The sequence below is a fragment of the Caballeronia glebae genome (assembly GCF_001545035.1).
Classification (GTDB): Bacteria; Pseudomonadota; Gammaproteobacteria; order Burkholderiales; family Burkholderiaceae; genus Caballeronia; species Caballeronia glebae.
The window spans coordinates 42,816-61,233 of record NZ_FCOJ02000033.1; the positions used below are offsets into that span (position 1 = coordinate 42,816).

The 18,418-nt window shown below is 62.4% G+C and carries 18 protein-coding genes and 1 pseudogene; 5 read left to right on the forward strand and 14 right to left on the reverse strand.

Annotated features, from left to right (window positions below; all coding sequences use genetic code 11):
• Positions 1–29: 29 nt before the first annotated feature.
• Entirely contained in the window at positions 30–1,238 is a 1,209-nt protein-coding gene (locus AWB82_RS21740) for an ABC transporter substrate-binding protein (protein ID WP_235023396.1), read from the reverse strand.
• 97 nt (positions 1,239–1,335) lie between these two features.
• Positions 1,336–2,580 carry a DUF1479 domain-containing protein gene (locus tag AWB82_RS21745; protein WP_086970903.1) on the reverse strand — a complete coding sequence of 415 codons (1,245 nt, stop codon included), beginning with the start codon at positions 2,578–2,580 and terminating at the stop codon, positions 1,336–1,338.
• Between the two features lie 93 nt (positions 2,581–2,673).
• Between AWB82_RS21745 and AWB82_RS21750 the strand changes: the two genes are divergently transcribed.
• Entirely contained in the window at positions 2,674–3,615 is a 942-nt protein-coding gene (locus AWB82_RS21750) for a helix-turn-helix domain-containing protein (protein WP_086970904.1), read from the forward strand.
• A 14-nt stretch (positions 3,616–3,629) separates the two neighbouring features.
• On the opposite strand, the gene AWB82_RS38430 is transcribed toward AWB82_RS21750, so the two are convergent.
• Entirely contained in the window at positions 3,630–4,118 is a 489-nt protein-coding gene (locus tag AWB82_RS38430; RefSeq protein WP_235023392.1) for a hypothetical protein, read from the reverse strand.
• Between the two features lie 474 nt (positions 4,119–4,592).
• On the opposite strand from AWB82_RS38430, the gene AWB82_RS21760 reads away from it, so the two are divergent.
• Both AWB82_RS21760 and AWB82_RS21765 read left to right on the forward strand, forming a co-directional pair.
• Complete coding sequence (locus tag AWB82_RS21760; protein WP_086970906.1) at positions 4,593–4,997, forward strand: helix-turn-helix transcriptional regulator; 405 nt, start codon at positions 4,593–4,595, stop codon at positions 4,995–4,997.
• A 2-nt stretch (positions 4,998–4,999) separates the two neighbouring features.
• A complete protein-coding gene (locus AWB82_RS21765) occupies positions 5,000–6,328 on the forward strand; it encodes a type II toxin-antitoxin system HipA family toxin (RefSeq protein ID WP_086970907.1) in 1,329 nt (442 codons plus the stop codon).
• A gap of 237 nt (positions 6,329–6,565) precedes the next feature.
• Here the strand turns inward: AWB82_RS21765 and AWB82_RS37230 are convergent, their stop codons facing one another.
• Positions 6,566–6,805: a hypothetical protein gene (locus tag AWB82_RS37230; RefSeq protein WP_143756804.1), complete on the reverse strand. Its 240-nt coding sequence runs from the start codon at positions 6,803–6,805 to the stop codon at positions 6,566–6,568.
• Between AWB82_RS37230 and AWB82_RS21770 the strand changes: the two genes are divergently transcribed.
• On the forward strand, positions 6,804–7,664 hold the full coding sequence (locus AWB82_RS21770; RefSeq protein WP_200818169.1) for an FkbM family methyltransferase: 861 nt from the start codon (positions 6,804–6,806) through the stop codon (positions 7,662–7,664). The genes AWB82_RS37230 and AWB82_RS21770 overlap by 2 nt on opposite strands.
• Positions 7,665–7,761: 97 nt before the next feature.
• On the opposite strand, the gene AWB82_RS21775 is transcribed toward AWB82_RS21770, so the two are convergent.
• The 8 genes from AWB82_RS21775 to AWB82_RS38435 form a co-directional block, all read right to left on the reverse strand.
• Entirely contained in the window at positions 7,762–8,163 is a 402-nt protein-coding gene (locus AWB82_RS21775; protein WP_086970958.1) for a hypothetical protein, read from the reverse strand.
• 11 nt (positions 8,164–8,174) lie between these two features.
• A complete protein-coding gene (locus AWB82_RS21780; protein WP_086970908.1) occupies positions 8,175–11,462 on the reverse strand; it encodes an adenylate/guanylate cyclase domain-containing protein in 3,288 nt (1,095 codons plus the stop codon).
• Positions 11,463–11,518: 56 nt separating this feature from the next.
• Complete coding sequence (locus AWB82_RS21785) at positions 11,519–12,031, reverse strand: hypothetical protein (RefSeq protein WP_086970909.1); 513 nt, start codon at positions 12,029–12,031, stop codon at positions 11,519–11,521.
• A 55-nt stretch (positions 12,032–12,086) separates the two neighbouring features.
• Positions 12,087–12,614: a hypothetical protein gene (locus AWB82_RS21790; protein WP_086970910.1), complete on the reverse strand. Its 528-nt coding sequence runs from the start codon at positions 12,612–12,614 to the stop codon at positions 12,087–12,089.
• Between the two features lie 9 nt (positions 12,615–12,623).
• Complete coding sequence (locus AWB82_RS21795) at positions 12,624–14,684, reverse strand: alkyl/aryl-sulfatase (protein WP_086970911.1); 2,061 nt, start codon at positions 14,682–14,684, stop codon at positions 12,624–12,626.
• A gap of 440 nt (positions 14,685–15,124) precedes the next feature.
• Positions 15,125–15,886 (reverse strand): 3-oxoacyl-ACP reductase, encoded by a 762-nt coding sequence (locus AWB82_RS21800; RefSeq protein ID WP_086970912.1) that lies wholly within the window; start codon positions 15,884–15,886, stop codon positions 15,125–15,127.
• 260 nt (positions 15,887–16,146) lie between these two features.
• Positions 16,147–16,434: an RNA chaperone Hfq gene (gene hfq, locus AWB82_RS21805; RefSeq protein ID WP_086970913.1), complete on the reverse strand. Its 288-nt coding sequence runs from the start codon at positions 16,432–16,434 to the stop codon at positions 16,147–16,149.
• 241 nt (positions 16,435–16,675) lie between these two features.
• Positions 16,676–16,828 carry a hypothetical protein gene (locus AWB82_RS38435; protein ID WP_235023393.1) on the reverse strand — a complete coding sequence of 51 codons (153 nt, stop codon included), beginning with the start codon at positions 16,826–16,828 and terminating at the stop codon, positions 16,676–16,678.
• 84 nt (positions 16,829–16,912) lie between these two features.
• Here AWB82_RS38435 and AWB82_RS21815 point away from each other — a divergent pair.
• A pseudogene (locus AWB82_RS21815) lies at positions 16,913–17,479 on the forward strand (TolC family protein); the annotation flags it as partial.
• Here the strand turns inward: AWB82_RS21815 and AWB82_RS38010 are convergent.
• Both AWB82_RS38010 and AWB82_RS21820 read right to left on the reverse strand, forming a co-directional pair.
• Positions 17,476–17,646 carry a hypothetical protein gene (locus tag AWB82_RS38010; RefSeq protein WP_200818170.1) on the reverse strand — a complete coding sequence of 57 codons (171 nt, stop codon included), beginning with the start codon at positions 17,644–17,646 and terminating at the stop codon, positions 17,476–17,478. The pseudogene AWB82_RS21815 and the gene AWB82_RS38010 sit on opposite strands and share 4 nt — an antisense overlap.
• A 20-nt stretch (positions 17,647–17,666) precedes the next feature.
• Positions 17,667–18,416: an IclR family transcriptional regulator gene (locus AWB82_RS21820; protein ID WP_086970915.1), complete on the reverse strand. Its 750-nt coding sequence runs from the start codon at positions 18,414–18,416 to the stop codon at positions 17,667–17,669.
• Positions 18,417–18,418 lie beyond the last annotated feature (2 nt).

The window sequence follows — 18,418 nt, forward strand, 5'->3', positions numbered from 1 at the left end:
TCCTGTTTTGAATGAGTTATGCAGACCGCTTACTTGACCTTCGCGGCGGCAGCGAGCTTGCGCACGCCCTCTTTCGCGTCCTCGTTCGAGTTCATGAAATTCGTCACGACGTCGCTGATCGCGCCGGCCGTGACTGGAGATTGAAGCTCACCGAAAGCCAATGAAGGAAAGAACCCGCCCGATTTTATCGTCGCCTGTTCGTCCGCACGTGATTTCTTCGCACAACTATCGAACTTGTCCATCGACACGTCCAGTCTCACGGGAATCGAGCCCTTGTTGAGACTGAACTGCTCCTGAAATTCGCGGGACATGATCGTCTTCGCCATCGCGATCTGCCCGGGCGTCGCGTCCTTTTTGCCGTTCTGCTGGAAGAACACGAATGCATCCGCGGTGTACGTGTAGGCGTTCGACGTGCCGGGCGCGGGCGCGCAGATGAAGTCGACGTCCGCCTTCTTGTTCGCATTCGCGAACTCGCCTTTTGCCCAGTCGCCCATGAACTGCATGCCGCCCGAGCCGGAGATCACCATCGCGGTGGCGAGATTCCAGTCGCGGCCGTGATAAGCCTTGTCGAAGTAGCTCCGAATCTTTTGCATGGTCTCGAAGACCTGCACCATCTGCGGCGAAGTCAGCGTCTTCTGATCGAGATCGACGAGCGCTTTGCGGTAGAAGTCCGTGCCCTGCGACAGCACAACCGTCTCCCAGACGGTCATGTCCTGCCACGGCTGGCCGCCATGCGCGACGGGCGTGATGCCTGCCGCGCGAAACTTGTCGGCGAGCGCGAAGAACTCCGGCCATGTCGTCGGCGGCGTGCCGCCCACTTTGTCGAGGTCCGCTTTGTTGATCCACAACCAGTTGATCCGATGCACCGAGAAAGGCGCGGCGACATAGTGTCCGCCCGACTTCATGGCATTGTCGATCTGGGCGGGCGTGTGGCTTTTCCAGTCGGTCGCGGCCTGATCGACCGTGACCAGCACGCCCTGATCGGCCCAGTCCTGAATCAATGGCCCCTTGATTTGCGCGGCGGAAGGCGCGTTGCCGGAGATCACCTGCGTCTTGAGCGCCGTCATGGCCGCCGTGCCCGAGCCGCCTGCAACAGCGAAGTCCTTCCACTCATAGCCCTGTTTGCTCATATCGTCCTTGAGCACCCGAATGGCTTTCGATTCGCCGCCGGACGTCCACCAGTGCAGGACCGAAATCTGTTCGGCGGCCGATACCACGTGCGTACCGGCGATGAACATCGCGACGGCTGCCGCGGCCCACGTCGTTGTTAGTTTCATTGCTGTCTCCGATTTTTATTTATGGATGAGGCGGCGCGTTCGCGCGCGTCCCTATCTACTACAGATCGAGGCCGAGTTGCGCGCGGCCCATTGGCGTGAGATCGTCGAGCGTCGCACGGCCTTCGAAATCGACTTCGAAGTGATCGCCTGGGAAATCGGGCGGGCTTTCGCCCTTCAGGAAACTCGGCAATTGACGCTTCAGATAAGCATCGTTTTTCGCGCACGCGGGCGCGGAGGCGATGTACATCACGTTGCTGTAACCCGCACCTTTGTGTTCGTCTTCGACCGCGTGGATGACGTCGCTGTGCCAGAACACGGTGTCGCCCGCCTCCATCTTCGGAATGGACGATAGCGCCTCGAACAACGGCGCGTGAAACTCCGGCCTGATCGAAAGGGCGCGGCCCGGCATCGCGCCGCACAGGTCGTCGTCGGCGACATCGTCCTGAAGGGCGCGCAGCAGGATGTACACCATCGCGTTGGCGATGGGCACGAGTTGCAAGGTGCCGTCACCGGGGCCTTGCGGCGTCAACGCGGTCCAGCCCTGGAACGTGCGGAACATCGAGCACACGGCGGGCGACGCGATCTCTTCCACGTCGGGGCGGAAGGCGGCGTCGAACGCATCGTAATCACGCCAGTTCCCGGCGAACACGTGTCGATACACCTTGCGGAAATTGCTTTCGATCCAGCGCTCGACCGAACCGCCGTCGCAATGCGCCGACAAACCGAGCGACGCCGAGCCGGGCGGCCGCCGACGCAGACGGTCGGCATAAACAGGCACGTGGTCCGGGTCGAAGTGAACGCGCCCTTCGCTCTCGTTCCGCCAAAGCCGGTTAAGGAAGACGCGCGCCGCCGTCAGCGATTCCGACTGACGCGCCAGCACTTGAGGTTTCGACCAGTACACGCCGTAGATCTGCGGCTTGCTCGATGCCAACTGGCCGAAGTATTTGTCCTCGGCGCGGTTTTCGAGGCGCTTGTCGAGATGATTTCGCTCGACGTAATGCGCGATATCTTCATCCCATCCCTGCACCAGCGCACGGGGAAAGACTTGGCGGATCACACACGCGCCGCGCGATTTGACGAGCGCGATCTGCTGGGCGCTCACGCGTTGTTCGGCGATGTCGGCAAACTGAATCTCCGGGATCACGTCCTCCCCCCGATCGCGCTGCGCGGCGATTCGTTTCGCTTCTTCGCCGATCGATCGTTCGACCTCCGCGAACACTTCCCGGTAATTCGGCAGCGCGGCGCGTAGCGCCTTTTTTGCCTCTTGGATCGCGCCGGGCAAGTCATCGATTTTCAGCGCCATGATCGTCTCCACGTCAAATTGTGTGCGCACAGCATATGACGCGTTCGCAAGCGACGGTGATACTATTCAGGCAATTCATTTGCGCTTTCGGCCATGAAACCAACCTACGAGCATGTCGAGTTCGGCGCGGACTCTTCGGTGCGGGTTTACCATCGGCGGCTCGCGCGTATTCCGTTCGAGTGGCATCACCATCCGGAGTACGAGCTGACGCTGACGATGAACAGCCACGGCAAGCGCTACATCGGCGACTCGGTCAACGACTATCAGGCGGAGGATCTCGTCCTCGTGCCGCCGGATTTGCCGCATACGTGGTCGTCGAACCGGTCGATCGAGCCGTCTTTGCCGCAAGTCGCGATCGTCATCTGGTTCGACGGCGACTGGGCGAGGCGAATGGCGGATTGCTGCCGCGAATATGAGCCGCTTCGCAAGCTCTTGCGCAGAGCGGCATGCGGGCTGGCGTTCGAGCCGCCTTCCGGAGAATGGATGCGCGGCCGTCTCGAACACTTGCTCTCGAACGCACCGCGCGAACGCCTGAGCGCGGCGCTCGACATTCTGTGCACGCTCGCCGACGCGCCCGGCCATCCGCTCGCGTCGCCGAGCGCTTTCAATCAGACGAACGCGGGGCCATCGGGTCACGAGCCCGAGCGCATCAACCGCGTGCTCTCGATGATCGATGCGCGCTTTGCCGAACCGCTGCGGATTTCGGAACTCTGTGCAGCGGCGAACCTGTCGGAACGCACGCTCACGCGTTATTTCGTGCAGCACATTGGCGAGAGCGTCGGACGATATATCGCTCGCGTTCGCATCGGGCATGCGTGCCGGATGCTGGGCGACACTTCCCTGCCCATTTCAGTTATCGCTGCTCGCTCGGGCTTTGCGAACGTCGCCAATTTCAACCGGCAGTTCAAGGCTGCAAAGCAGGCGACGCCGGCCGAATACCGACGTCAGTTCATCGATGCGGGCGCGCTCGCGAAGGACACGGCCACGAGCCTGACCGAACGGCCTGCCTCGCTTGAACAGAAACGACCGCAATAACGTACAACGCCCCTTCAATGCGCCTTTCGCGCGGCCTCTTCCAACTGCAGAGACGATTCCAGAACTTCACTCGAAGATGTAATGAATTCGCGCGCCCATTGCGTAGCGGCGCGCTCGGCGGCGCTTCGTGTTCCATACGCCACGTTCGTCGGGAAGCTCGCTTTTGGCACGTCGTCGTGCTTTCGGTAGTCGCATTGACGCGAGAACTGCGCGATTGCAGTCCAGCCATCGTCAGGCACGTGTTCTGGAATGATTTCGACAAAAAAACCGCTCATGGAGTACATGATGTCCTTCCTCGGAAAGCACATCTGTTGAAGCAAAGGCCGAATCGGCAGACGCATTGCCTCGCTATGCCGGGCGAAAAGCGCGATCGTTCGAGCGCGGCTCTTCAGGCAAATTTCGCGAATCTCGTCTCCAACATGCATTCTTAACAATACACGGGCCCGCGCCGAACGACTCATGCCGGCGGGCAAATTACGCCCGGCGGACGATCGACGGAACACCTCGTTTCATGTATGCGATTCGAGAAAGCATTCAGATGGCACTCCGTAGCGGGAGCAAGTATCGGACCGACGCGCAGCCCGTCAACGCGCGTGGATTCGATTGAACTGCAGTTCAACGAAACGCGTTTGCGTTCGATTGCATGCGCGTTTTCTGGCAATCGCATCGAATAATATTCATCGGCTTCGCTTTCCTATGCCGTACTGAAAGTAATCAACCTATATAACTTTTTCTAAAAGCATCGCATAGCATTTAAGCGAATGCAGACTTATCTCAGTCATTCACCAACGCTAACCTGACAATTCATCAATCTAAACGCTCGCGTGCGCTGAACGACTTGGCGGGCCACATCCCGTAAGCGGCGCAGTGCTACATCGAATCGCCGACATCCATTTACAGTCTATCGACTGTTTTTGTGCAAAACAGCCAATAAGCTGTAAAATCGACTTACAGATCAAAGCCTGTAGGAGCGCGCGATGGACTATTCGCTGAAAACACTGAGCCAGCTCAGGCCGATCCTGCTCGGCTTTCGCAAGGCGGCTGGGCTCACGCAAGCGCTGGTCGCGGCGCGTCTCGGCGTCACACAGCAAACTTACGCGCAACTCGAAGCCAATCCCGCGGCCGTGAGCGTCGAGCGTCTGTTCAAGGTCCTGCGCGTGCTCGACGTGGAACTCGCGCTCACCCGAACCGCAACCGCTCCTTCCGCAAAAACAGGCAAAGCCGCGCCGAGCGACCCGCCGCCCATCGCCGCGAAAGCCACCCCCGCGCGGTCCCGCCGCGCATCGCGTCAGTCCGGCACGCCAGCCGCGCCGCGTCCCGCACGCAAGCGCGCCACGACCGCCGCCGCGAAAAAACCCGCGAAGAAACGGGAGAACTGGTAATCATGGCGCGCCGCACGCAATCCGGACGACTCGATCTGTGGATGAACGGTCTGCCCGTCGGCCACTGGGAAACCGGCGCGGCCGGCGAACGCCTCGTCTATCGCGACGACTGGATCGCCGACCGCCAAGGCCGTCCGCTATCGCTGTCGCTGCCCTTCACGCCGGGCAATCAGCCGTGGCGCGGGCAAGTCGTCACGGATTTCTTCGACAATCTCCTGCCCGACAGCGAGCCGATCCGCCGCCGCATCGCCACACGTTTTCGCACCGGCGGCACCACGCCGTTCCAGTTACTCGCCCAGTTGGGCCGCGATTGCGTCGGCGCCCTTCAGATGCTGCCGCCCGGCGAAGAGCCCTTCGATCTCGATAGCATCAAGGGCCGCGCGCTCACCCGATCGCAGATCGCGCGTCTCTTGCGCGAGACGACGTCCGCGCCGCAGCTCGGCCAGCACGAACCCATCGACGACCTGCGCCTGTCCATCGCCGGCGCGCAGGAAAAGACCGCGCTTCTGCGTCATGGCAGGCGCTGGCTTCTGCCCGAAGGCAGCACGCCGACCACGCACATCTTCAAGCTCCCGCTCGGGCTCGTCGGCAACATGCGCGCCGACATGCGCACGTCGGTCGAGAACGAATGGCTCTGCTCGCGGATCGTCGCGGCATATGGCCTGCCCGTCGCGCGATGCGAGATGGAACGTTTCGACGATCAGAAGGTGCTCGTCGTCGAGCGCTTCGATCGCCGACTGTCGAGCGACAAGTCGTGGATCCTGCGCTTGCCGCAAGAGGACATGTGCCAGGCCACCGGCACGCCAGCGCTGCTCAAGTACGAGTCGGACGGCGGTCCGGGCATCGAACGAATCATGGAAGTGCTCGCCGGATCGACGCACGCCGCGCAGGACCGCCGCCGCTTCTTCCAGACGCAGATGATCTTCTGGGTGCTCGCCGCCACCGATGGCCACGCGAAGAACTTCAGCATCGCGCATTTGCCCGGCAACCAGTATGAATCGACGCCGCTTTATGACGTGCTTTCGGCGCATCCGGTCATCGGCAGGGGACGCAACCAGTTCGCCGCGCAACGCGTGAGGCTCGCGATGGCCGTGCGCGGCAAGAACGTGCACTATCTGATCGGTGAAATCCAGCGCCGGCACTGGATCGCGCAGGGGCGGCGCGTCGGTCTCGCCGCAGCCGAAGTCGAGACGGCGATCGATGAAATCGGCGCGCGCACGCCACAGGTCATCGACGAAGTGGCCGCGCTGCTGCCAGGCGACTTCCCGATGGACCTCGCCGAAGCGATCTTCGACGGCATGCGCCGCTTGGTCCGCAAGCTGGCGTCATGACGCGCGGCGCGGCGGGCGAGGACCCGCCGTAAGATGCGCCGTCGAGATCGGCATCGCTTCCAGATACTGGTTCGAGGTTGACACGACGGTCCGTGAGACGCGCGTAATTTCGTCATCCGTCGCGCACGATTTCCATCAGGCGCTTCAGACCGATCAGCGCGTAATGCGCGCCGGCGACGCTCAGTCTGCGTCGGCGTCGGATCATCCTTCCCCGCCGCCGGGTTTAGTACACTACCGTCAACGAGCAGAATTAATCGAACGGACCCATGTTTCGCCATATCTGGCGGGGCAGAGTTTGTGAAAATGGGTGTCCATTAAAACGAGCGCTCTTTTTCGAACCGGCCGACAGACCAAAGCGATGTCCCCATTTGGCGAGATCGGGATCATTGCAGAAGTTGCGACAATGAGCCCGGACGCTTCATCGAATCCATAGCGCGCGATCATTTCTAATTCAAGATCAGGCAGGAATGCAGCCATGAACTCTTCAACTGATAGCACACCTAAAAAGCAGGTTATGCAGGTCGCCGAACCCTATACATTGGTTCGCGCCAGGCACGGGTGGATGCTCGCTAACCCCAGCGATTTCTATCTCGGCAAAGCAATACTCGAATATGGCGAGTATGGCGAAATCGAAGGGCAGTTTCTGCGGCAGTTGTTTTTTCGCCCGGGCGCCGTTGTCGAAGTAGGCGCCAATGTCGGCACGCATACCGTTGCACTTGCCAGACAAGCAGCGGAACAACAACGCGAGATGTTCGCTTTCGAGCCGCAACCATTCATTTTTCAGAACCTGTGCGCCAATCTTGCGCTCAACGGCATTTCCAATGTACGTGCATGGCCATGGGCGTGCGGGGCTAACACAGAGACCGTGTACTTTGCTTCCCCTGACTACCACGCGCCGGGCAACTTCGGTGGCGTATCCATGCATGCAACCCCGGCTAACCAGGACATCGCGATACCTTGCGTTCGCCTGGACGACGTACTGGCGGACCATCCGGTTGGCCTTATAAAAATCGACGTAGAAGGCTTCGAACTAGAGACGCTACAAGGGGCCGTCGATCTTCTGGCCGCATCACGCCCTGTGCTGTATCTGGAGAATGACCGGCTCGATAAGTCGCAGGCCTTGATCGAGTGGCTATGGAGCCAGGACTATCGGCTCTGGTGGCACATTCCGCCGTTGTTCAATCCGGATAATTTTTTCGGCATCCAGGAGAACATTTACGGCAACGTCGCATCCTTCAATATGCTTGCTCTACCACGCGAGTCCGAAGTACCCGTGAACGGTCTTATCGAAGTCACCGACGCGACCTACCATCCGCTTCGGAAAGAATCATCGTGACCGGCTCAAGGCGCTCTTCGTATCGCAGTAAGTGGTTCGTAGCCAATGTTATCGGGCCGCTACGCCTGGTCGCGTGAGAAAGATCGGCGACGAATAACTACCCGAAGACCCGCCTCCATACCGCCCGGATGCGACGCGCGCGGTCTTCGAAAAGATACGAAGCAAGCAGCGCCAAAAGCCCCGAGACAACGCCCGTCAGTACGTGCTCGACGTAAGGCGGACGATAGTGTCCCGGATGCGCATAGACATCGCCAATCGCGGTCAGCACGCCGACGAGCGCAGCATTGCCGTGTCGGTTTCCGTAGAGCTTCGCGGCGGGCGTGAAGGTCAGAAGCACAGCGAGCAATCCAGTCAGAAGACCGGTCTTGAACGCTATCGTCCAGTGCGCAACGCTCGCTATATTGCCCCAGCTTCCGGGCATGCACGTCATGCACGCGCTCGTCGGCTGCCAGAAGCGTTGAATGAATACTTTGACTCGACGCGTCCACTCGTTCGACATGATCGCCTTCCTCATCGGGGAAGATTCGCCTGGTTCGAAAGCGCGTCATCGATGGCTTCGAGCGCGTACAGGAAACCGGCCTTCCTGCCCTCTTGCTCAAGTCGCAGAAGCGCTTGCAACAACGCCGGCTCCCGATTGCCTTTCCCATACGAAACGAGCGCGCGCGCCCGCGCCACGACGAATGCCGAAAACGGCGACGGCTCGCGGCGCGCGTAATCTTCGAGGGCCGCGGCGTGATGCGCGGCCGCGTCCCAGAGGCGCCGGTCGAGGCACGCGTCTATCGCGTCGCGTCGAAAGAGAAAGTGATTGTGGCTCACCGCGCCAGCGCCGAGCAAAGCTTCCCCTTCCGCCAGCGCGCGCTCGAAGACCGCGATGTCGTCCGTCGAGCGTGCAAGAACGCCGAGATACGCCGCGCCCAGATACGTCATGCCGGTCTCCCGGCTGATCGAAAGCGCCTCTTCGATATCGTCGAGCGCGTCGGACCGACGGCCCGCCACACGATGCAATTCCGCGCGCAACGCGAGCGCCTCGCCTTCGAATCGCCTCGATTTCAGTTCGCGCGCACACTGCAGCGCCGGGCCGACTTGCTCCCAGGCACGATCCCACTCGGCGAGATCGTGCAGGCAATGCCACGCGGCGTGGTGCGCGACAGCTTGCGCCCGGAGATGGCCGACCTTGCGCGCCGCCGCGACGCTCGCGAGCGCCGCGGTGAGTCCCGCGTTCGCCTCGCCGGTGAACCATGCCGTGATGGCGTGCATCGGCAGGTTGGCGACTTCGATCCGTCCGAAGCCGTGACGCCGGCAGAGTTCGATGCAGCGGCTGAAGGCGTCGTGCGCGCTGATCATCCGCCCGCGCATGTATTGCGCGTCGCCGATTCCGCCGAGCGCGGCCGCTTCGAGTTCCGCGTCGCCCGCTTGCTGCGCGAGTGCGAGGCTGCGTTCGTGTTCGCGCACGCAGCCTTCGATATCGCCGCGCGGAAAACACAGATTGCCGCGCAGGAAGTGTGTGCGCGCTTGCTCGTGCAACAAGCCTTGCGCGGTGGCGGCCGATGCGGCGCGGTTCAGGTCCGCCCAGGCGCCATCGAGATCGTCGATGACGCGCTTCACGGTGGCGCGCCCGATCCACGCGTGGCAACGCGCCGTGTCGGTCGTGGCGAAGCCGAGAGCCGTTTCGAATGCCGCGAGCGCCGACGTCATGTCGCCGACATCGTGCAGGATATGGCCGCGCAGACATTCGAGCGCGACGCGGTCGTCATCCGCATCCGCGATCTCAAGTCCTCGTTCGACGAGTCGAAGCGCCGCTTCGTATCGATATGCCGACGCCTGCGCGCGCGCCGCGTCGCAATAAGCGAGCGCCGCTTCGCGGTCCGCCGCGCGATCCAGATGCTCGGCTCGCAGAACCGGATCACGCTCGCCGTACCAGCACGCAGCGCGACGATGCAACTCGCGGCGACGGCTTTTCAGCAGCCCGTCATAGATGGCGTCGCGAATGAGCGCGTGGTGGAAGATGAATCCGCTCCCCTGGCGTCGCAACAGGCGATCCATGGCCGGAGATTCCAGCGCGGCGTCCGCGCCGGCTTCATCGACGAGAAAATCGACTGCATCTTTCTCGAAGAGCTGGCCGAGCACGGAGGCCGCCTGCAAAGCGGTCTTGTCGGCGGAATCGAGCCGGTCGAGCCGCGCCTGCACGAGACTTCGCACCGACCCCGGCACTCCGGTTCCCGCGCCGTGCTCCGCATGGTTGAGCAACTGTTCGAGAAACAGCGGGTTGCCCGCCGCCCGCGTGATGCAGCGCTCCGCCAGATCCGCCGTTGCGCCGGGAAACGATTCGGCCATGACGCGGGCCTCGCCGACGCTCAGCGGAGCCAGATCGACGAGCGTACACGGCGCGCCCCGAGCGGCGTGCCACGACTCGTCGAACGTTTCGGTCAGGGGACGCGCGGTCAGCACCAGCACGACCGCGCAATTCGCCGCCGTCGCGGATAGCGCCGCGAGATCCGATAGCGTCGGGGCGTCCGACCAGTGAAGATCTTCGACGGAAAGCAGCCGCGCTTGCTGGCGGCTCGCGCGACGGACGAGCCGGGCCACAGCCTCGCGCCGGCCGCGGATGCGCATCGCGTTGTCCATCGCCTCGTAGACCGTGCGGTCCGCGAGCGGCATCGGCGTGTCGAGCAGATCTTCGAGAAAGAGCGCGTCGCTGGCGTCGATCGAACCGGCGGCGATCGCTCGCTCGATGGCGCCGTCATTGCTCGCGTCGTCGAGGTCGAGCAGCCCGCGCACGATGGATTGAATCGCGCCTCGTCCGGTCGTCGCGCCGAAATCGAGGACGAGCCCGCCGTGGCAGACAAATCCCGAATCGCGCGCCTCGCGTTCGAGTTCCCCGAGAAGGCGCGTCTTGCCGATCCCCGCCTCGCCCCGCAGCAGAACCGTGCGTCCGCGCCCCGTCGCGCGGCACGACTGGAGCACGGCGCGGAACGCCCGAAGTTCTTCACGACGGCCGACGATGGGTCGGCCAGACGGCGAGCGGCGAAGGCCCGTCATGCACCACGCCGGCACCGGATCGGCGAAACCCTTGACGGCAAGCGCGCCGCGTTCGGCGCAGTCGAGGCGGTCGGCCAGATGACGCCGCACCGCTTCCGATATCAGGATTTGCCCCGGGCCGGCCGCGTCGGTGAGACGCGCGGCGAGGTTGACGGTCTCGCCCGTGACGGTGTATTCCCTGTGCGTCGCGCTGCCTGTGCCGCTCGCGACGACCTCGCCGCCCGCAATCCCGATATGCACGCAGACCGGGCGCGCGAGCGCGCGTGACAGGTCGGGCATTGCATCGACGATCGCGAGCGCGGCGCGCACCGCGCGTTCGACATCGTTTCCATGCGCGACGGGCGCGCCGAAAACCGCCATCACGGAATCGCCGACATGCTTGTCGACGTGGCCTCCGTGCTGCTCCACGATGCGATCGACTTGCTCGAAGTATCGGTCGAGCACCGCGAGCACTTCCTCCGGATCGATCTCTCGGCTCATCTGCGTGAAGCCGCACAGGTCGGCGAAAATCACGGCGACCTGCCGCCGTTCCGCTTGCGTCTCGCCCGGGATCGCGGCGGCTTGCCGTGGTCCCGCCTTCGCCCGGAGTTCGCCCAGCGCATCGAGCAGTTTGCGCCGATGGCCGACTGAAACTACGCCGAGTTCCTTCAGATCGTCGGCGGTGAGATTGCGCAGCACATCCGCGTCGATGGCGTTCTCGCGAAACACCAGTTCGTACCGTTCCATTCCGAGGCTGCGCAGCCAGACGGCGACGTCCACGATCTCTCCTGAGCGGAAGATCTCCTACCACTCAAAAGATAGTCTGTCGGAAGCCTTCAGTCGAGCCGTCCGGGCATGGGTCCGAAGAACATCGCGCGAAGTTTCTTGCGACCGATTACCCGCGACAGTTCCGCGATGACGCAATACATGAAGATCAACGTCACGAGCAGAATCTGCACGGCCAGAAAGCGCGGCCAGTTGACGTCGGCCCAGATCTGCTGACTGGCCGCGAGCAGATTCGGCGCCTCTTTCCGGTATTCGTAAAGCCGCTCCAAACCGTGGACGATGAGCGCGACGATCGCGTACATGAGCGTCTTCCATGCGACGTTCCACACGAGCGGCTTGTCCGGAAAGCGGTTGATGAAGGGAAGCATGTCCGCGACCAGAACGGACTTGCCGAGGATGAGCGACGCGATAAGCACCGAAGTCGAGGTCGGCAGCGAGATGCCCGTGCCTTTGATCATCAGCGAGCGCACGATCGCGACGATGTGAAGGATGATGAAAAAGAAGATCGTCGGCGGCAGCGCCTTGATGCATTCGTGCTTGATCTTGGCTATCAGCGAGTTCACGATGCCGTCCTGACCGGAGTGAAATGCGGATGCGAGCCGCGTGCCGGTTCGCGGCTCAGCGCGCGTCGAGCACGGGCGTTTCGGCTTCCGCGAGCATGCGCGTTAGCGTCGAACCGGCGCGTGCCGGTGCGTCGACGTAGAAGAGCGAATCGCCCAGTGCCGCGTGCGCGTCGATCCGCCCCGCGAGCCATGCGCGCAAGCCCGCTTCGGGCATGACGACGATGTTGCTGCGTCGCGCGGCGTCCGTGGCCGTCACGTCGGGCATCTCGGGGACGATATCGGAATCGAAGCCATCGACGGTCGCGCGAAAGAATCCCCACGTGTCGCTTTCGACGAGGAAAACGTAGAAGTCCGGCAGCGCCAGAAGCTGCCCTGGCGTATGCGTCTCTTCGATGCGCGCCTGCAGCAGATTCAGCGCATCGATCGACGACGCGCGTGCGCGCGCCGTGGCGAGCGCCCCCTGCTGCGCATCGACGGGATCGATCAGCCCCGCCTCGATAGCCTTGCGCGCGGCGACCGCGACCGTCAGCGCCGCCGGATGGCCAACGCCGAATTCGATCTTGAAGTTGCAGATGGCGCACATGTCGGCCCCTCAAGGCGTGACGATGTTGAAATAGAACTCGAACGTGTCGAGCCAGGTGAGAAACTCGCCAAGCTGCTGGCTGTTCCCGTCCACCTTGGCGTCGCCCGACATCACGAGCTTTTGCATGTTCGTCGTGCCGAGCATGATGTTGTTGAGGTTCTCGCGCGTCATCGTGATCGATGCATCCGCCGCGCTCGACGTCCCGCCCTTCGAGTAATGGATCGCGCTGTTCTCCACGCCGAGCACGACCTGCTCCTTCGTGTCGGTGAGCGAGAGATTGAACGAGACCGTTTTGCCGGCCGCGCGCTCGCCATTGAGGCGAATGCCGAGAAAATCGAGGAACATGTCGAGCGGCATCGCGCGGATTGTATCCGGGCTCTGCGGCTGCGGCGCGGGCACTTTCTGTATGCCTTTGCGCAATTCCATCGCGCCGGTCAGATAGAAATTGCGCCAGGGCGCGGACTCGGCCTGATAACCGAGTTGCTCATAGGCGTCCGCGAGCAACTGCTTCGCCGCGACGTTCTGCGGCTCTCCGAAGACCACGTGATTCATGACCTCGGCGACCCATCGATACTCGCCCTTGTCGTACGAAGCGTGCGCTTTCTTGATGACGGCCGCCGCGCCCCCCATGGATTCGATGTATCGCTTGCCGCTCTCGGTTGGCGGAAGCCTGTGCAGATTCGCGGGCACGCCGTCGAAAAATCCCAGACGCAGGTTGTATTGCGCGACCGCATCGTGATAGACCGTCCCGTAATAGCTGCGGCAATACCAGTGCTTGGCGAGACTGTCGGGCAGACGAATCGCCTCGCCGATTTCGAGCGGCGTCTGCCCCATGTTCGCGAGCCGTAAGGTCTGATCGTGCAGATACCGGTACATGTCCCGCTGCGCACGCAGGAACGGAACGATGCGCTCATTTCCCCAAGTCGGCCAGTAATGCGAAGCGAAGAGCACTTGTGCGTGGGCGCCAAACATGTCGATGGAAGATTGCAGATACTTCGACCAGAGCAGGCCGTCGCGAACTTTGGCGCCACGCAACGTGTAGAGATTGTGCAGCGTATGGGTCGCGTCCTCGGCCGCGCAGAACGCCTTGAACTTCGGCAGATAAAACATGAATTCGGACGGCGCTTCGGACTCCGGCGCCATCAGTACTTCGATGTCCACGCCGTCGAGCGTCATCTTTTGGCCGGTCTTCTCGGCGAATATCGACGGAAAGGCGAGCGTGATCGTGCCGACCGAGGTGGTTTTGCCCAGTCCGCCATCGACGATGCCGGTCGGACTGCGCGGCAGCAACGAACCGTACATGTAACTCGCGCGGCGGCCCATCGCGTTTCCGGCGATGACGTTCTCCCCCACGGCCGCCTCGGTGAATCCGACCGGCGCGACGATCTTCACTTTGCCGGATTGCAGGTCCTGATCGCTGACGAGCCCGCGCACGCCGCCGTAGTGATCGACGTGACTGTGCGTGTAGATGACGTGCGTGATCGGCTTGTCGCCCAGATGCGGAATGACGAGTTGCTTCCACACGGTCGACGCGACTTCCGTCGTGATGAACGGGTCCACGACGATGTAGCCCCGATCCCCGCGAATGATGCTCATCACCGAAAGATCGTAGCCGCGCACCTGCCAGATGCCATCGACGACGAGAAAAAGCCCGTGATTCATGTTGAGCTTGGCGTTGCGCCACAAGCTCGGGTTGACCGTGGGCGGCGAATTGTTCTCCGGGCCGCCGTTCACGAACGCGAACTGCTGAAGATTCCATGCCGGAATGCCGCCCTGCCCCTGGATGACCACCGGCTCGGGCAACGTGGCGATGAGTCCCCGGCGCGCGTCTTCGAAGTCCTGCGTATCGGCGAAGGAAAGGAAACTTGCGTACTGCTGATTGATGTCGAGCGTCGCGCGTGTCGCCGGTTTCGACGCCGCGCCCGTGGGATTCGACGGCGACGCGCCCTCGGTCTGCGCAAGCGCATCGCCTACTACGCCCGACAGTCCGGTCGCCATGCCGGCGATCGCAACGTTCTTGAGAAAGACTCGGCGCGCTTCTCCATCGGCTGGATGTTTCGGCTGGGACATCTCATCTCCTGTCGGGCGACAAGCACGCGATGTATCCGGGTGAGAATCGTCTTATCGATTCACACTGCAACCCGCGCGTGAATAGCGTCGATGGATTGCATAAATAATGGAAAAGCACGGCATCGACGGTGGATTAAATCTATCGTCGTGATGTTCGAATAGATGAGTGTTATTCGCGGAAGGCAGAGAACGTCGTAACGCTTTCCACGAGGTTGAACGCGAACTGAAGCCGATGGCGCGCGTGCCGATCAGCGTCGATCGCGATCAGGTACATCGGCAACGAGATCCAGCGCGGCGCTATCGCACGCGGCTGCGCGCGGGCCTCGCATGGGTCGGCATACCGCAATTGATCTTCGCGCAGGTGTGCCAGGGACGAACTCGGTGTTGCCGGATTGCGCAGCTATCAGGAATTGCGTTATGCGATCGTGTCGCGCGGGCAATCAGCCCTTGACCAGGCCTCCATCGACCACAAGATTCTGGCCCGTCACCGCGCGCGCCCACGGCGAAAGGAAGAACAGCACCGCGTCGGCGAATTCGGCGGGCGTCGTGACGCGGCGCAGCGGCGTGAAGCCCGCGATCATGTCGAACACGGCTTCGGGCGTCGCGCTGCTGGCGTCGGTCGTGCGCAGCAGGCCGCCCGACACCATGTTCACCGTGATGCCATCCGGTCCGAGATCGTTCGACGCGGTTCTCGTGAGCGCGAGCAACGCCGCTTTCGCCGCAGTGTAGTCGTGATACGGCACGACGGGATTCTGGAACAGATTGGTCCCGACATTCACGATGCGGCCGAAGCCAGCGGCACGCATTTCGGGCCACGCGGCCTGAATCGTGTTCAGCGCGCCCTTGAGCGCGCCGTCGATCTGCTGCTGAAAGCGCGCCCATGCGATATCGCCGAGCTTCGGACGCGCGTCGCCGTCGAAGCTGAAATCAGCGAGCGCGTTGTTCACGACGGCATGCATCGGCCGGCCGGTTTGCGCGCGGGCCTCGTCGAACAGGCGCGCGACGGAGCTTTCATCGGTGATATCGGCCTGGATCGCCACGACGCGCGGCCCGAGCCGCTCGGCGAGCGCTTTCGCCTGCGCTTCACTGCGGCGATAGTTGATGACGACGCCCGCGCCTTCGCGTGCGAGCGCTTCGGTGATCGCCGCGCCGAGCCCGCGCGCGCCACCGGTGACGAGTACGTTTTGTTCCGACAGTAGCATCGACTTCTCCGGGATTTCTTCGGGATTTCTTCGGGATCAGACGGTGGATGATGCCGCACGACGTCGCTCGTCGACGCTCGGGGCACGGAGCATTCGAAGCACATCCAAAAAGCGGGGAGCATGCCGCGACGGAACAAGCGACGGCGATCCGGTCGCGCGCGCGTTGCCGGATTTTTTCGAGACAGCGGACGCAACGCCCCTGCAGGCGCGCGGAAGATCACGCGCCCGTCGCATGAGGCCTCTACCCGCGCGCTCCCGCGTTAGCTGCGCGGGGGACGCGGCGGCCGGTCGTTCGGGCCACGCGGCTCACGCGGTTCACGATGATTCGGCCGGCCGGGCGCGCCGTGATCTTCGCAAATGGTGGATATCGCGTGTTTGAAAAGAACCTGGTTTCCGCTGACCGCATTGAGATAGACCATATACGTGTCGAACGACTGGATATGGCCCGTCAGCTTGATCCCATTGACGAGATAAATGGAAACCCGCTTGCGTTCTTTCCTGAGCGCGTTGAGAAAATCGCCTTGGATGCTGGCTGGAGTGTTAGACATTTATGACCCGTGTTGAACCGAGCGCGCGCACTCCGACCGACCTTCGTCGTTCGTGGTGCCTGTTTTTTGCTCGGCGTGTTTTCTTTGGACGAGTCATTATCCCGTTTCCGCGCCGTTGTTGCGACGAAAAGATAATCGCTCCACAGAGTGTGGACAATGCAGCGCGTAATCGTCATACAAAATGAAGAGAAAGCGGCGTGGGTCCGCACCGATGGCCGATGCGGACTGAAAGCCCCGGCCGTCACTTGAGCACCGCCGCCTCCACGGCGGTCAGATAGGCGGCGAGCGCCCGCTTCACTTCGCGCAGATAGCGGCGCGCCAGTTGCACGTCGCCCATTGCGGGACGCAGCTTGACAGCCAGCGCGCCGCTCGCGAGCGCATGAAGCATGTCCACGTAGAGTTCGCGCTCGGACGCTTTCACGTCGGGCATGCGCGCGTCGATCATCTTGCGCAACATGCTGGACTTGCGCTTCTTTTTCGCCTCGTCGTGCGGCGTCTCGCATCGAGCAATGCGCAGATCGGCGAGCATATCGCCGATTATTTTCCGAAGGTGACGTTGCTCGGCGACATCGGCTTCTCCGCGTCGGAGCCGAGTCATCTGCTGCGCAAGCAGAATTTCTCGTGGGTCGGCGTGCCGTATCTGCAGTGGAATCTGTTCGACTTCGGGCGAACGGCGGCGAATGTCGATGCGGCCGAAGCTGCGCGCGACGAAGCCGAAGCGCGTTATGAAAAAGCCGTGCTCGGCGCGCTGAAAGACGCGAATTCTTCGCTCTCGCGCTACGGCAACCAGCGCGAACACGTGATGCGGTTGCAGTTGGTGCAGGCGTCGGCGGAGCGCTCGGCTACGCTCGTGCGGCAACGTTATACGGCGGGCGTGTCGACGCTCATCGACCTGCTCGATGCGCAGCGCACGCAGTTCGCCGCGCAACAGGACGTGGTGGCCGCGCAGGGCGAATTGCTCAGGGACTTCGTTTCGCTGCAGAAGAGTCTCGGACTCGGATGGGCGCCGTCGGGCGATGCGGTGTCGGTGGCGCGTCTTCCTTAGGCATCCGGCGGTGCCTTTTGAAGCGACGCCATCTCCCGCTCGAACATCGGCGCATAGAACGCGACTGCTTTGCGCAATATGTCGTTCACTTCTTTGAGCGCCGTGTTTTCCTGTTCGAGCTGAGCGATACGTCGAAGCTGATCGTCATCCGCGGCTTGCGTCGTCATGTTCCTTCGCCTGATATCCGCTATCGATGCGACAGCGCCTTGGCCGATTGCAGAAGATCGTCGAGCATCGACTCGCGTCGCCGCGGATCGGTATCTCGACCGGTCATGAAACACAGCGCCGCGATCGGCAGTCCGGCGCGATCGCGCACGGGCGCGGCCATGCACAGGCGAAACGCGTTCGACAATCCTTCCGTGCAGCAATAGCCCTGATCCTTCGCGATCTGGACATCGCGCATGAATTCATCGAAGTCGATACGCACGCCGTTGTCGAGCGTGAAGTCCTCGCCCGGAATCAGCGCGCGGATTTCATCGCCGTTCATATGACCGAGCAGCAGGCGTCCCGTCGCGGTCCACGGAATCGGCACTCGCACGCCGATATCCGAACTGATGTTGAACGGCCGCGCGCTGTTCTCCGACAGCACCACGGTGTACTTGTTGCCCTCCAGCATGCACAACTGCGTGGTTTCGTCGTACTTGCGCACCAGCGCGAGAATCGACTGATGCGCGCGGCTGATCAGGTCGTTGTGCGTGGCGTAGTCGGAGCCGTAGTAGTGCATCTCGCGCCCGAAAAACACGCTTCCGTCGGGCGAGGTTTCGAGCCAGCCAGTGTCGGCCAGGATCGCGACCAGTTCGTAGATGCTCGAACGCGGCGCGCCGGTCGCTTCGATCAACTCGCGCATCGTCATCGGGCGCTGGGCGAGATGCAATTGCCGGAACATGGCAATGACCCGATCGACGCCCCTGGCTCGCGACGATTCCGTAACAGCCATTC